This is a genomic window from Thermoanaerobacterium sp. PSU-2 (assembly GCF_002102475.1).
Taxonomy (GTDB): Bacteria; Bacillota; Thermoanaerobacteria; order Thermoanaerobacterales; family Thermoanaerobacteraceae; genus Thermoanaerobacterium.
This window is the reverse complement of sequence record NZ_MSQD01000001.1, coordinates 255,926-270,637: the sequence shown is the minus strand read 5'-3', so window position 1 is coordinate 270,637 and position 14,712 is coordinate 255,926. Positions and strand designations below refer to the sequence as shown.

The window sequence follows — 14,712 nt, the reverse complement described above, 5'->3', positions numbered from 1 at the left end:
ATATGTTAATTCCTGACAAAAAGCCACTTTATGAATTAGCATTGAATAAGATGGAGGAGCTTATTAAGACTGGTGTATGGAAGGAAGGAATGAAACTTCCTTCTGAAGCTTCTCTATCGAAAGAATTTGGCATAAGCAGGGCTACACTCAGGGAAGCTATGAGAATAATGGAAGATGAAGGCCTTATAACGAAGCAGCAAGGCGTCGGGACATTTGTCCGGAAAAAGCCGATAATAAGAAGTGGGCTTGAGGAGCTTTTCAGCGTCACGTCCCTTATTAAAAGGCAAGGGATGAAGCCTGGCACAAAGGATTTTACTTTCTACAGATTGCCTGCTTTAGAAAGTGAGGCAGAAAAATTAAAGCTAAATCCTGGTGAAGAAATTTACAAAGTTGAGAGGGTAAGGACTGCTGATGACATACCTGTTGTCTACTGTGTTGATAGATTGCCCTACAAAATTGTAGGAGATAATTTTAGCGGTTTCCAAGAATCTATGTTTACTTTCTTGGAAAAAGAGTACAACATAAAGATAACGTATGCTGTATCAAGCATTAAAGTCGTGAAGAATGATGTTATATTGGAGAAAAAGCTTAATATAGGGAAAAATGGTTCGGTTTTGCTTTTAGAGCAAATACATTACGATGAAAACAATAGGCCGATTCTTTTCTCATCAAATTATTTTAATGCTGATAAGTTCGACTTTTACGTCATCAGGAAGCGGGACTGATGGGAGGTATGATTATGGATTACGAAAAGCTGTTGGAGGTTGCAAAAGAGGCGAGGGAAAGTGCCTATGCACCATATTCTAAATTTAAAGTCGGTGCCTGCGTCATAACAAGTAATGGGAAGATATATAAAGGATGCAATATCGAAAATTCTTCATATGGACTTACTAATTGTGCTGAAAGGACTGCACTTTTTAGCGCTTATGCAAATGGTGATAGAGATATAGAGGCGATTGCAGTTGTAGCCGATACAGATGGACCTGTGTCACCTTGCGGCGCATGCAGACAAGTCATGTACGAGTTAGGTGGAGAAGACATGACTGTCATCTTGGGAAACATGAAAGGAGATTTTGTAATAAAAAAAGCGAAAGATCTTCTTCCGTATGCATTTTCTCTGAAAGATGAAAAATAATATTCGTGATATTTATTTAATATTATTTGTTGAGGGCATTATTGATAGAGGTGATTAAATGGTAAACAGAGTTTTACTTATTGTATTAGATAGCGTTGGAGCTGGTGAAGCGCCAGATGCGAATAAATATGGTGACGTAGGTTCAAATACTCTTGGACACATATGCGATGTGACAGGAGTAAAGCTTCCTAATTTAGGGAAATTGGGACTTGGCAACATACTGCCGCTAAAAAGTGTAGAGGCTGATAAGTCGGCTATAGGTGCTTATGGGAAGATGCAAGAACATTCTGCAGGCAAAGACACGACGACGGGACATTGGGAGATAGCAGGTCTTTGGATAGATAAGGCTTTTCCTACATTTCCAAATGGATTTCCTGATGAAGTGATAAATAAGTTTGAAGAAAGAATAGGAAGAAAAGTCATAGGAAATAAGCCTGCATCGGGGACAGAGATAATAGAAGAATTGGGAGAAGAACATGTAAAGACAGGTTATCCGATAGTTTACACATCGGCTGACAGCGTTTTTCAAATCGCTGCCCATGAAGGCGTTATACCTTTAAATGAGCTTTATGAGATGTGTGAGATAGCCAGAGAAATACTGACAGGCGATTATGCGGTAGGCAGAGTCATTGCAAGGCCTTTTATTGGGGAAGCGGGGAATTTTGTGAGAACGGAAAACAGAAGGGACTTTTCTTTAAAACCATTTAGCCCGACTATATTGGATAAGTTAAAAGACGCAGGGCATGAGGTTTTTGCGATAGGCAAGATTGAAGACATATTTGCAGGATGTGGCATAACGGGAAAAGACCATTCTACTAATAATAAGGATGGCATAATTGCGACTTTAAAAGCATTGGATAAAGTAAAAAATGGCCTTATATTCACAAATTTAGTGGATTTCGATATGCTTTACGGACATAGAAACAACCCTCAAGGATATGCAGATGCACTTAGATATTTTGATGACCACCTTCCTGAAATAATGTCAAAGCTTAACGATGATGATTTGCTCATTATTACAGCAGATCATGGAAATGATCCTACGACGGCCAGCACAGACCATTCAAGGGAGTATGTGCCGCTTTTGGTGTACAACCGCAAATTTACACATGGTACAGATTTAGGCGTAAGACAGACATTTTCTGATATTGCCGCAACCATTGCAGAAATATTTGACGTTGAGGGAACTGGCCATGGAACGTCATTTCTTAATGAATTGCCATTTTGATAAGGAGGATCTTTTATGAGAATGTACGACCTTATAATGAAGAAAAGAGATGGAGGCACCTTTACAAAAGACGAGATAGATTTCATCATATCTTCATACACAAAAGACTATATACCTGATTATCAGATGAGTGCTCTTTTGATGGCTATATACTTTAATGGCATGACGAACGAAGAGACAGCAAACATGACGATGGCTATGGCCCATTCTGGTGATGTGCTTGATTTATCGGAAATAAAAGGTATTAAGGTTGATAAACATTCTACTGGCGGTGTCGCAGATACTACTACTCTAGTTTTAGCGCCTCTTGTGGCAGCGTGTGGTGCTCCTGTTGCAAAGATGTCTGGAAGAGGATTGGGCCATACCGGTGGTACGATAGATAAGCTTGAATCAATACCGGGCATGAGGGTTGAACTAAGTGAACAAGAATTTATAGACAATGTGAATAAATACGGCATAGCTGTCGTAGGGCAATCCAGCAATCTGACACCAGCCGATAAGAAGCTTTACGCTTTAAGAGATGTAACCGCCACAGTCGATTCGATACCACTTATAGCAAGCTCTATAATGAGCAAGAAGATTGCGTCTGGTGCTGATGGAATTGTGCTGGATGTAAAGGTGGGCCGCGGTGCTTTTATGAAGGACATAGAAAGCGCCAAAAAGCTTGCAAATCTCATGGTTGAGATAGGCAATTCCGTTGGAAGAAAGACAATAGCACACGTTACAAATATGGATGAGCCATTGGGACTTGCTATTGGCAATTCATTGGAAGTAGTAGAAGCTATTGATGTTTTAAAAGGAAATGGTTCGAAGGACCTTATCGATGTGTGCATGGTTTTAGGTGCTGATATGCTTACAATTGCTGGTGTTGCAAAAGATACCGATGAAGCAAAGAAGATGATGGAAGAAGCATTGACAAGTGGAAAGGCCTTGGAAAAGTTTAGAGAGTTTATAAAAGCTCAAGGTGGAGATGAAAGGATAGTAGATGATCTTTCATTGCTGCCACAGGCTAAATACGTTGAATCGTGGATTGCTGATGAAGATTTGTATATAAAAGATTTGTATGCATTAGACTTAGGTCTTATCGCCATGAGATTAGGTGCTGGAAGATCTACAAAAGAAGACACAATAGATCTATCGGTTGGCATAATGTTAGGCGGGAAAATAGGTGACTTCATAAAGAAAGGCCAACCTATTGCTACAGTATATGCTAATGATAAAAATAAGCTGGATTGGGCGATGAATGAAATCAAAAAATATATATTAGTATCTGGTCAATATGTGGAGAGACCTCAACTGATTTACATGTAAAATTCCTCAATGAGGAATTTTTTTTTGCAATCATTTAACATTTTACTATTAATGCCGATATAGTAGTCAAAAGGTTTTATCTATGGAGGGGTGTAAATGACAAAAACATTAAGGGGCGAACTTATAAGAGCGTTTGTAGTAATCGGTATTTTGCTTTTGGTATTATCATTTACGGTAAATCTGGGAATGATAAACACAAAAAATAACATCAACAATTTAAAAAAGTTTGTCATTAACCAGGTGCTTTACATTTCAAATTCACAGGTGCAGTTGGCGCAGTACAGCAGTGTCCTTCTCAATGATGTAAATAATTACACGATGGGGCAAAGCACCAAAAGTGCTTTAAGGACAGATTTAAGCAATATATCCCAAAATGTAAACAATCTTGGAAACGCTTTAGACGATTTCAAAGGCACTAATATATACAATCAGCTAAAATCAGATGTTGATAGCATCAATGACAGCATAAAAAATATCAGTTCGGCCATAGACAGCTTAAATGAGAAGTACATACTCGATCAAGACAGCGATAAGACATTGAAGGTAAGCTATTACGCAACGCAGATACAAAACAGCATGACAGACTTTAGCAATAAATATTCGCAGGGATTTTTGCCAATGTTTAACGATATGATATCGCAAAACGACAGGACATTTAAGATGTCTGTCGCAATCAGCGCAGTAATCCTAATTGTGATAATCATTTACTCACTGATAACCGTAAGGAGATTGAGAAAGCTATCAAGGCTTATAAACAGCGAAGTAAGTAAGTCGATGGAGCATTCTGAAAAGGTTCTTGATTCTTCAATACATCTTAAGAAGATGGCAGAGGAGAATACTGGAAACATCAAAATGTCGAGAGACGGTATTGAGCAGCTTACCGAAAGCATCAACACTATTGCAGAAAATGCCAATGAAGTGGCTATGTCTATATCAAATGTTTCTGAAGTTAATGAAGAATTGGCAAGATCTTCTGATACTTTATTAAGTGATATGAATAGCGCTATATCAAAGATAAGAGAAATAGAGGAAAATGTAAAAAGTCAAGGCGATGTTGTAAGAAATCTTATAAATACCTTGAATCAAAGCCTTAAAAATTCAAAAGTCAATTCCAACGAACTGAAAGAGTTGGACAAGAAGATGGGTGGAATAAAAGAGATATTGTCAGCCATATCAGAGATAGCCGATCAGACGAATCTATTGTCCTTAAATGCTGCTATAGAAGCCGCAAGAGCTGGAGAATACGGAAAAGGCTTTGCGGTTGTGGCAGATGAGATAAGAAAATTGGCTAAACAGTCTACAGACAGCGTCGTAAAGATAAGCGAAATAATAGAGAACATAACCAGCTACACAGGTGTGACAATTGACAGCGTAATAAATGACATAGACAATTCAACTAAAGCAGCAATGGAAGTCAACAAAGTATTGGATATATTTAACGATGTAAAGAAGGCATTTGACGAGATTTCTATTGTTATTGGGAACATATCCAGCGTGACTTCTGAAACTGCGGCAAGCTCTGATAAGACTTTAAATGCTGTAAAGAGCGTCATGGGCGCATCACAAAACATATCAGCTCAAGTAGAGGAGCTTTTGGCGTCTTCTGAGCAACTTTTGGATATTATAAACAGAGTAGACGAAAACAACACAAAGAATTTAGATTATGTAAATAATCAGGTTGCGTTTACAGAAGAACAAAAGGCCAATATGGAAAGTATAACGAAAGTAGTCAAAAAGTTATGATGGTTTTACATTTTTAAAAAGATTTGGTATAATTGCATTAGATGGCGTGTAACTCTTAATGAGGCATTAGCCGGTGAGGTTTTATTACCTTGCCGGCTATTATTTTTTAGGAAGAAAGGATGGTAATTTATGAAGAGAATTTTTGAGCTAACATCAAGCGACATCATGAACATGACGGGCAGGAAATTGATTGAAACCATACGGCTATCTGAGGGAAGGACTGTCATGGCAGAGACGATAGTGACTTTTCCAACGCCGATTTATGGTGTATCAAATCCGGAGTTAGCGGCAGCATTTGGTGCAGATTTAATAACGCTAAACTTTTTTGATTTTAAAAGCCCTTTTATATTCGGAATTGATGATCTGGATGTAAATATCTCTAAAGGATTTGGAGAAATAGGAATGCTCGCAGAAAGAGCCTCAAAGAATTTAAACGATCCAAATTACATCAAGAAATTAAAAGAAATAACTGGTAGGGTAATTGGCGTCAACGTAGAACCTGTTCCTGATGATGTCCAATATGTAGAGGGCAGGAAATTAAACAGGGAAAACCTTGAAAAGGTTAAGTTTTATGGTTTTGACTACATCATGATAACAGGAAATCCAAATACGGGAGTAAGTGTTGAAACAATAGTTAATGGCATTGAAATGGCGCGAAGCTTATTAGGTGACGACATGATGATAATTGCTGGCAAGATGCATGGTGCAGGGTCAGGCAATATATACGATCCACAATTGCTTGAAAAGTTTGTCAAAGCTGGTGCTGACTGTATACTCATACCTGCACCGGGAACTGTACCGGGAATCGATTTGTCTGTAGCAAAAAAGATGATTGATGTTGTGCACGATGCAGGTGCGTTAGCGCTGACTGCTATTGGCACATCTCAAGAAGGATCGCAAAAAAGTATAATTGAGAACATTGCGCTGCAATCCAAGATGGCTGGCAGCGACATACAGCATATAGGCGACGCTGGATTCGCGCCTGGAATAGCAACACCAGAAAATATAATGGCTTTATCTATCGCCATAAGAGGTGTAAGACATACGTACAGAAGGATGGCTTATTCGATAAAGAAATAGGTATTGACAAGATAAAAAGTATAGAGTATAATGATATTGTAAACGAATAAATGATGATTTCAGCGTGTTACTGGTAAAGCAGGCATGAGCTGGTTAGGTTTTGATACCTTGCCAGCTCTTTTTTATGCCAAAAAATTTAAGGAGGTATAGTCAATGAAAGGATTAGGTAATTTACAAAAGCTCGGCAAAGCCTTGATGCTTCCAATAGCAGTTTTACCTGCTGCCGCGTTGCTTCTAAGGCTTGGCGCAAAGGATGTTTTCAACATTCCGTTTATCACAAATGCTGGCGGAGCCATATTTGACAACTTGCCACTTATCTTTGCGATAGGCATAGCAATAGGCTTCGCTGGTGGCGATGGAGTTGCTGGTCTGGCAGCTACTGTCGGATATTTGGTATTGACGAAAGGTGCAACGACGATAAATAAAGACATAAACATGGGCGTTTTAGGCGGTATCCTTATAGGTATCATAGCTGGTTATTTGTACAATAGGTACCACGACGTAAAATTGCCCGATTTCTTAGGTTTCTTTGGAGGCAAGAGATTTGTTCCTATAATTACATCATTGGCAGCTTTGGTATTGGCTTTTGCGGCAGGTTATGTATGGCCGCCAATACAAAATGTCATATACGCTTTAGGAAAGTGGATAATAAGTGCAGGCGCATTTGGCGTATTTATCTATGGAGTATTGAATAGGTTGCTTATTCCGGTTGGACTTCATCACGTGATTAATAGCCTCGTTTGGTTCGTATTTGGGTCGTTTAAATCTGCATCTGGTGCAGTTGTCACTGGTGATTTAAATAGATTTTATGCAGGAGACCCAACTGCCGGTAGATTTATGACAGGCTTCTACCCTATAATGATGTTTGCATTGCCTGCAGCAGCGCTTGCTATGGTGATGGCTGCTAAGCCAAAGAACAGAAAAGCAGTATCTGGTATCATGATTTCTGCGGCACTTACAGCTTTCCTCACAGGTATAACAGAACCAATTGAGTTTGCATTTATGTTTTTAGCACCTGTTTTGTACGTTGTACATGCGATTTTAACAGGTTTGTCGCTGGCAATAACGTATTTGCTTGGAATAAGGATGGGCTTTGGATTTTCTGCAGGTCTTATAGACTACATCCTAAGCTTTGGAATATCATCTAAACCGCTACTTTTATTGCTGATAGGAATAATTTACGCTGCAGTTTACTTCGTTGTTTTCTACTTCCTAATCGTAAAATTGAATTTGCCTACACCGGGAAGGCTTGATGAGGACACGGATGAGAGCAACGAGCAATTGTCAAGTTCTGATATAGGTGAGATGGCTCAGAACTACTTGGCGCTTTTAGGAGGAGTTGGTAACATCGTATCTTTGGAGTCTTGCATCACAAGGCTGCGCTTAAGCGTCAAAGATGACACTGTCATAAACGACGATGAACTTAAAAAAGCTGGAGCGAATGGCGTCATAAGGATGGGCAAAGGGGCACTACAGGTTATTGTTGGCACAAAAGCCGATTTAATAGCACAAGAGATGCAAAAGCGGATGAAGAAAAAATGATCATTAGCGGCCTTTACGGCCGCTTAAAATATATTTTACTATTAACAATAAATTATATATTATTATTTTATGCACAATATTATTGAAAGGATTGGTTCTTATGTTCAATATATTTAAGAAGAAGTTTATGGGCGAAACAATAGTATCACCATTTAACGGAAGATTGATAAATATTGAAGATGTTCCTGATCCAGTATTTTCAGGGAAAATGGTTGGTGATGGTGTCGCAGTTGAGCCTAAAGATGGTGTAGTGTACTCTCCTGTAGATGGTGAGGTAATTCAACTTTTTCCTACGAAACATGCCATAGGCATAAGATCGTCTGGTGGACTTGAAATACTTATTCACATTGGAATGGATACAGTTGAGATGAAAGGGGAGGGTTTTGAAAGTTTTGTCGAAGAAGGGCAGAAAGTTAAAACAGGCGATAAACTTATAGTGTTTGACATTGACAAGGTAAAAGAAAATCATCCTATCATAAGCCCTGTAATCATTACTAACATGGAACTTGTAGAAAAGATGAAGAAAAAAGAGAATGGAGTCACAGTTGAAGGGGGAAAAACTGAAATAATGAAAATAAACTTAAAATGATATATAAAAACTTTAGGAGGGGAGGGTAATGTTCACTGCTTTAAAGGTATTGAATAACAATGTTGTGATGGCCTGTGATGAAAAGAATGTAGAGTGTATAGTTGTAGGGAAAGGCATAGGGTTTTCTAAAAAGCCAGGCGATGTGATAAATGAAAGAATTGAGAAGGTCTACTATCTGCAAGAAAAAGCCAATGTTGTAAAGTTTTCAGAATTACTTAACAACATAAGAGATGAAGTTATTGGAATATCTGAGGAGCTTATAGCATACGCTGAAAATGTGAAAGGTCGGAAACTGAATGAACACATTCACATAGCGCTTCCTGATCATATAGCGTTTGCCATTGAAAGAATAAAAGGTGGGATAGACATAAAGAACCCTTTTAATCAAGAGATAAGTGCCCTTTATAAAGATGACTATAAAATAGCACTTAGAGCTATAGATTTAATAAAAGACAGGCTAAATGTAAGGCTTCCTGAGGATGAAGCAGGTTTTATTGCACTGCACCTTCATGCGGCATTCGAAAATTCTGGTGTGTCAGTCACCATGAAAAATACGAGGCTTGTTTCTGAACTTGTGAAAAGCATTGAAGATATGATAGGCAGGAAGATTGAAACAGATTCTATTGATTACCTGCGGCTTATTACGCACTTGAAATTTGCAGTAGACAGAATAGAAAGGGGTATGCCGATTTCAAATGAGCTTCTTCTTCCGATAAAGCGAAAATTTAAGAAGGCTTATAAAATAGCTGCAAGCATTGCCAAACACATCGGAAATTCATTAGGGACGAATGTGCCTGAAGATGAAATAGGTTATTTAGCCATACACATACAGAGATTGATGAATGATATGCAAAAGCCAGATTAGTACGTATAATCTGGCTTTTGCAATTTTAAATATAAAAAGTTGCAAAAACTATTGACTTTATTTCTTTATATGAATAAAATATATACATAAGTTTCTTTGATTTAAGAAGGGGGAAGTTCGATGAAATTCAAAAAAGAGGATGGTAAATTGTACCTCGTCGATACAACACTGAGAGATGGAGAACAAACAGCCGGTGTTGTTTTTGCTAATAGTGAGAAAATCAGAATTGCGAAAATGTTAGATGAAATTGGCGTGCATCAACTTGAAGTCGGAATTCCAACGATGGGCGGAGATGAGAAAGAGACGATTGCAAAAATTGCAAAACTTGGACTGAATGCCAGTATAATGGCATGGAACAGAGCTGTTGTAAATGATGTGAAAGAATCGTTAGAGTGCGGTGTTGATGCTGTTGCGATTTCAATCTCGACTTCAGATATACACATAGAACACAAGCTTAGAACTTCAAGGCAATGGGTTTTAGATCACATGACAAGTGCTGTTGAATTCGCCAAGAAAGACGGCGTCTACGTTTCTGTAAACGCAGAGGACGCATCCAGGACAGATATGGACTTTCTCATAGAGTTTGCAAGGTGTGCAAAACAAGCAGGTGCAGACAGATTGAGATTCTGCGATACTGTAGGCATATTGGATCCTTTTAAGACATACGACATCATAAAAAAGATTAAAGAAGCCATAGATATAGATATTGAGATGCATACACACAACGACTTTGGAATGGCTACGGCAAACGCTCTTGCCGGTTTTAAAGCTGGTGCTAATTTTATAGGAGTCACTGTAAATGGCCTCGGTGAAAGAGCCGGAAATGCAGCATTAGAGGAAGTCGTTATGGCACTAAAGCACGTGTATAAGTACGACATCAATATAGACACAAAAAGGTTTAGAGAGATTTCAGAGTACGTATCTACAGCATCTGGAAGGCAACTGCCGTCGTGGAAGGCAATTGTTGGTACAAATGTGTTTGCACATGAGTCGGGAATCCATGTTGATGGAGCTCTTAAAGATCCTCACACATATGAAATATTCGATCCAGATGAAGTAGGTCTTGAAAGACAGATTGTGATAGGCAAGCATTCAGGTACGGCAGCGTTAATAAATAAGTTCAAAGAGTACGGAAGAGTATTGCCTGAGGAGGAAGCAAAAGAACTTTTACCTTATGTGAGGAGTTTGTCTATTCAGCTTAAAAGACCGCTTTTTGATAAAGAATTGATATATCTTTATGAAGAGCACATATCTAAGATTAAGGCAATTTAATAAGAGGGGGATGACAAGTGAATTTAACGCAAAAAATTTTGAAGAAGCATTTGGTAGAAGGAGAACTTGTAAAAGGGCAGGAGATCGCTATTAAAATAGATCAGACACTGACGCAGGACTCTACAGGCACTATGGCTTATCTGGAACTGGAAGCTTTAGGAGTCGACAAAGTCAAGACAGAGCTTTCTGTCGCTTATGTTGACCATAATATGCTGCAGGAAGGCTTCGAAAACGCAGACGACCATAAGTACATCCAGACAGTTGCTGCGAAACATGGAATATACTTCTCAAGGCCAGGCAATGGTATTTGCCATCAAGTCCATCTTGAGAGGTTTGGAAAACCAGGTAAGACGCTATTAGGATCTGACAGTCATACGCCTACAGGTGGTGGCATAGGTATGCTGGCAATAGGCGCTGGAGGACTTGATGTGGCATTGGCTATGGCAGGTGAGCCCTATAGGCTGGTAATGCCAGAAGTGATTAACGTTAGACTCACTGGAAAATTAAAACCATGGGTATCATCGAAAGACATTATACTTGAGCTTTTAAGAAGGCTTACTGTAAAAGGTGGAGTCGGCAAGGTATTTGAGTACACAGGCGATGGCGTTGCAACACTGTCCGTTCCTGAAAGAGCTACTATAACAAATATGGGAGCAGAGTTGGGAGCGACTACATCTATCTTCCCATCTGATTTTCGCACGTATGAATTTTTAAAAGCCCAAAAGAGAGAAGATGACTTTGAGGCACTGTTGCCAGACGATGATGCTGAGTATGATGGCGTCATTGAAATCAATCTTGACGAATTAGAGCCTATGGTGGCACTGCCACACAGTCCTGACAATGTAATAAAAGTGAAAGATGCAGGAAAGTTAAAAGTCGATCAAGTGGCGATTGGATCTTGCACAAATTCGTCCTACATGGACATGATGAAGGTAGCGGCCATATTAAAAGGTGGTCTTATCGCAGAAGGAGTAAGCTTAGTCATATCTCCTGGCTCGAGGCAAGTTTTGAACATGCTTGCAAAAAATGGCGCATTATCAGACATGATTTCGGCTGGCGCCAGGATTTTAGAGACAGCCTGTGGTCCGTGTATAGGCATGGGTCAGGCTCCTGCTACAAATGCCATATCTCTTAGGACATTTAACAGGAACTTTTATGGAAGGTGTGGCACAAAATCAGCAAAAGTGTATTTGGTAAGTCCTGAAGTAGCTGCTGCATCCGCATTGGCTGGTTATCTCATAGATCCAAGGGAGTTAGGAGAAGAAATCAAGATAGAGATGCCCAGTGAATTTTTGGTGAATGACAATATGATAATAAAACCGCCTGTGAATGCGGATGAATTTGATGTTGTAAGAGGTCCAAACATAAAGCCTTTCCCTATCAATACTCCTCTTGCAGATATTGAAAAGGCCGTCTTGATAAAGGTAGGGGACGACATTACGACAGACCACATTATGCCATCTAATGCTAAGCTTTTACCACTCAGATCTAATATTCCAGAGCTTTCAAAGCATTGCTTTGAGACGATAGATCCTGATTTTTCTAAGAGAGCTTTAGAAAATGGCGGTGGCATAATAGTTGGCGGAAATAACTACGGTCAAGGTTCCAGCAGGGAGCACGCCGCGTTGGCGCCGCTTCAACTGGGAGTGAAAGCAGTAATTGCAAAGTCATTTGCAAGGATACACAAGGCAAACCTCATAAATAGCGGAATTCTTCCTTTAACATTTGTAAGTGAAGATGATTATGACAAGATCGATGAAGGCGATGTGCTCAAGATTGAAGGTGCTGTAAATCAAGTCAAGTCAAAAGGCAAGATTGTCGTCAAGAACGTGACGAAAGGGTATGAATTTGAAGTAGATCTTGACGTCAGCGACAGAAATCGGAAAATCCTAATAGAAGGTGGACTCATAAATTACGTGAGAAAAAAAGATAAGGTTTGATGAAAAAGCATGCTACGGCATGCTTTTTTTAGTAAGCTCTTTGGTATATAATAAAAATATATGCGAAAAGAGGGGTATTTACTTATGGAAAATGAAAGGCTTAAAAAACAGATAGAGTTTTTGAAAGAGATAGACAAATTAAAGCAAGTATTTAGGCAGACGCTTCTTATGGATGGCACACGCCATGAGAACGATGCTGAGCATTCTTGGCATCTTGCAATGATGGCGTTAGTCCTTTCTGAATACGCAAGCGAAAAAATCGATGTTAGTCATGTGATTAAGATGGTTCTTGTACATGATATTGTAGAGATTGATGCTGGTGACACATTTGTGTACGATGAGAAGGGATATGAAGACAAAGCAGAAAGAGAGAAAAAAGCGGCAGAGAGGCTATTTAATATTTTGCCTAAAGATCAGGCAGAGGAGATAAAGGCCTTGTGGGAAGAATTTGAAGAACGCAAAACTAAAGATGCAAAATTTGCATCTGCCCTTGATAGGATGCAGCCTATAATACATAATTACTATACGAATGGGCATTCGTGGAGAGAGCATGGGGTAAAAAGCCATCAAGTTCTTGAGAGAAACAAAATAGTCAGCGAGATAGCGCCAGAGCTATGGCAGTTTATCAATGATATATTGGAAGATGCAATAAACAAGGGATATATTGAAAGATAATTAAAATTTTTGATAAATATTAAGAATATAGGAGGTCAATTTGATGTCGGTTTTTGATGTATTGAAAGAGAGAAATTTTATACAGCAGATGACGCATGAAGATGAAATCAAAGAATTACTTGAGAAAGAAAAGGTTACTTTTTACATAGGTTTTGACCCGACGGCAGATAGCCTGCATGTTGGACATTTTTTGCAGCTTATGGTTATGGCTCACATGCAAAGGGCAGGACACAGGCCTATTGCTTTAATTGGCGGTGGCACTGCCATGATAGGCGATCCGACTGGCAAGACAGATATGAGAAAGATGCTGACGAAAGAGGAGATAACACACAATGCCGAAGCTTTTAAAAGACAAATGAGCCGCTTTATAGATTTTTCAGATGGCAAAGCGATACTTGCCAATAACGCTGACTGGCTTTTAAATCTTAACTATGTGGAGTTTCTAAGGGATATAGGAGTACATTTTTCTGTAAATAAGATGCTTACTGCCGAATGCTTCAAGACGAGGCTTGAAAGAGGACTTTCTTTTTTAGAGTTTAATTACATGCTTATGCAAGCGTACGATTTTCTTATGCTAAACAAAGAGTACGGCTGTGTGCTTCAGATGGGCGGAGACGATCAGTGGTCAAACATATTGGCAGGCGTCGATCTGATAAGGAGGAAAGAAGGAAAACAAGCTTACGGCATGACATTTACTCTGCTTACTACAAGTGAAGGGAAGAAGATGGGTAAGACTGAAAAGGGAGCTATTTGGCTTGATGCTGATAAGACGCCGCCGTATGATTTTTATCAGTATTGGCGGAATATAGATGATTCAGATGTTGAAAAGTGCCTCTCATTGTTGACATTTTTGCCTATGGATGAAGTCAGAAGACTTGGCTCTTTAAAGGATAAGGAGATAAATGAGGCCAAAAAAGTTCTGGCGTACGAAGTTACAAAACTTGTACATGGTGTGGATGAGGCTGAAAAAGCAAAAAAGGCAGCAGAAGCCTTGTTTGAGGGCAGAGGAGATTTAAGCAATGTGCCTACTTCCACGATTACAAGCGACATGTTAGGATCAAATTTGTTGGATGTTCTTGTAAAGACGGGCATAATTCCTTCAAAGAGCGAAGGAAGGAGGCTTATTACTCAAGGTGGCCTTTACGTAAATGATGAAAATGTAAAAGACGTAAATGCTGTAGTTACAGAAGACATGTTTAAGGAAGGTTACATGATTTTAAGACGAGGTAAAAAGTCTTACAACAAGATAATCCTTACATGATGTGTGGCGTACATAGTGTGCGCCATATTTTTTTATAAATTTTATAATTTATTAATTATTACTTATTTGTA

At 39.0% G+C, this 14,712-nt stretch carries 13 protein-coding genes; all 13 read left to right on the top strand.

Going from position 1 to position 14,712, the window contains the following annotated elements; all coding sequences use genetic code 11:
* The first annotated feature begins 2 nt into the window (after positions 1-2).
* Positions 3-725 carry a GntR family transcriptional regulator gene (locus BVF91_RS01505; protein WP_085111766.1) on the top strand — a complete coding sequence of 241 codons (723 nt, stop codon included), beginning with the start codon at positions 3-5 and terminating at the stop codon, positions 723-725.
* A 14-nt stretch (positions 726-739) separates the two neighbouring features.
* Positions 740-1,135, top strand: a complete 396-nt coding sequence (locus BVF91_RS01500; RefSeq protein WP_085111859.1) for a cytidine deaminase — start codon at positions 740-742, stop codon at positions 1,133-1,135.
* A gap of 58 nt (positions 1,136-1,193) precedes the next feature.
* Positions 1,194-2,363: a phosphopentomutase gene (locus BVF91_RS01495; protein ID WP_085111765.1), complete on the top strand. Its 1,170-nt coding sequence runs from the start codon at positions 1,194-1,196 to the stop codon at positions 2,361-2,363.
* Positions 2,364-2,378: 15 nt separating this feature from the next.
* Positions 2,379-3,674, top strand: a complete 1,296-nt coding sequence (locus tag BVF91_RS01490; RefSeq protein WP_085111764.1) for a pyrimidine-nucleoside phosphorylase — start codon at positions 2,379-2,381, stop codon at positions 3,672-3,674.
* Positions 3,675-3,770: 96 nt separating this feature from the next.
* Positions 3,771-5,417 carry a methyl-accepting chemotaxis protein gene (locus tag BVF91_RS01485; protein WP_085111763.1) on the top strand — a complete coding sequence of 549 codons (1,647 nt, stop codon included), beginning with the start codon at positions 3,771-3,773 and terminating at the stop codon, positions 5,415-5,417.
* Positions 5,418-5,546: 129 nt separating this feature from the next.
* A complete protein-coding gene (locus BVF91_RS01480) occupies positions 5,547-6,497 on the top strand; it encodes a DUF7916 family protein (RefSeq protein WP_085111762.1) in 951 nt (316 codons plus the stop codon).
* Between the two features lie 153 nt (positions 6,498-6,650).
* The gene (nagE, locus tag BVF91_RS01475) at positions 6,651-8,039 is read left to right on the top strand and encodes an N-acetylglucosamine-specific PTS transporter subunit IIBC (protein ID WP_085111761.1); all 1,389 of its coding nucleotides are present in this window, start codon (positions 6,651-6,653) and stop codon (positions 8,037-8,039) included.
* A 100-nt stretch (positions 8,040-8,139) separates the two neighbouring features.
* Positions 8,140-8,628: a PTS sugar transporter subunit IIA gene (locus BVF91_RS01470; RefSeq protein WP_085111760.1), complete on the top strand. Its 489-nt coding sequence runs from the start codon at positions 8,140-8,142 to the stop codon at positions 8,626-8,628.
* 28 nt (positions 8,629-8,656) lie between these two features.
* Positions 8,657-9,493 (top strand): glucose PTS transporter transcription antiterminator GlcT, encoded by an 837-nt coding sequence (gene glcT, locus BVF91_RS01465; protein ID WP_085111759.1) that lies wholly within the window; start codon positions 8,657-8,659, stop codon positions 9,491-9,493.
* 120 nt (positions 9,494-9,613) lie between these two features.
* Positions 9,614-10,765, top strand: a complete 1,152-nt coding sequence (nifV, locus tag BVF91_RS01460; protein WP_014756991.1) for a homocitrate synthase — start codon at positions 9,614-9,616, stop codon at positions 10,763-10,765.
* 17 nt (positions 10,766-10,782) lie between these two features.
* Positions 10,783-12,705: an aconitate hydratase gene (locus BVF91_RS01455; protein WP_085111758.1), complete on the top strand. Its 1,923-nt coding sequence runs from the start codon at positions 10,783-10,785 to the stop codon at positions 12,703-12,705.
* Between the two features lie 84 nt (positions 12,706-12,789).
* Positions 12,790-13,380, top strand: a complete 591-nt coding sequence (locus BVF91_RS01450) for an HD domain-containing protein (RefSeq protein ID WP_085111757.1) — start codon at positions 12,790-12,792, stop codon at positions 13,378-13,380.
* A 43-nt stretch (positions 13,381-13,423) separates the two neighbouring features.
* Complete coding sequence (gene tyrS / locus BVF91_RS01445) at positions 13,424-14,641, top strand: tyrosine--tRNA ligase (RefSeq protein ID WP_085111756.1); 1,218 nt, start codon at positions 13,424-13,426, stop codon at positions 14,639-14,641.
* The last annotated feature ends 71 nt before the right edge of the window (positions 14,642-14,712 follow it).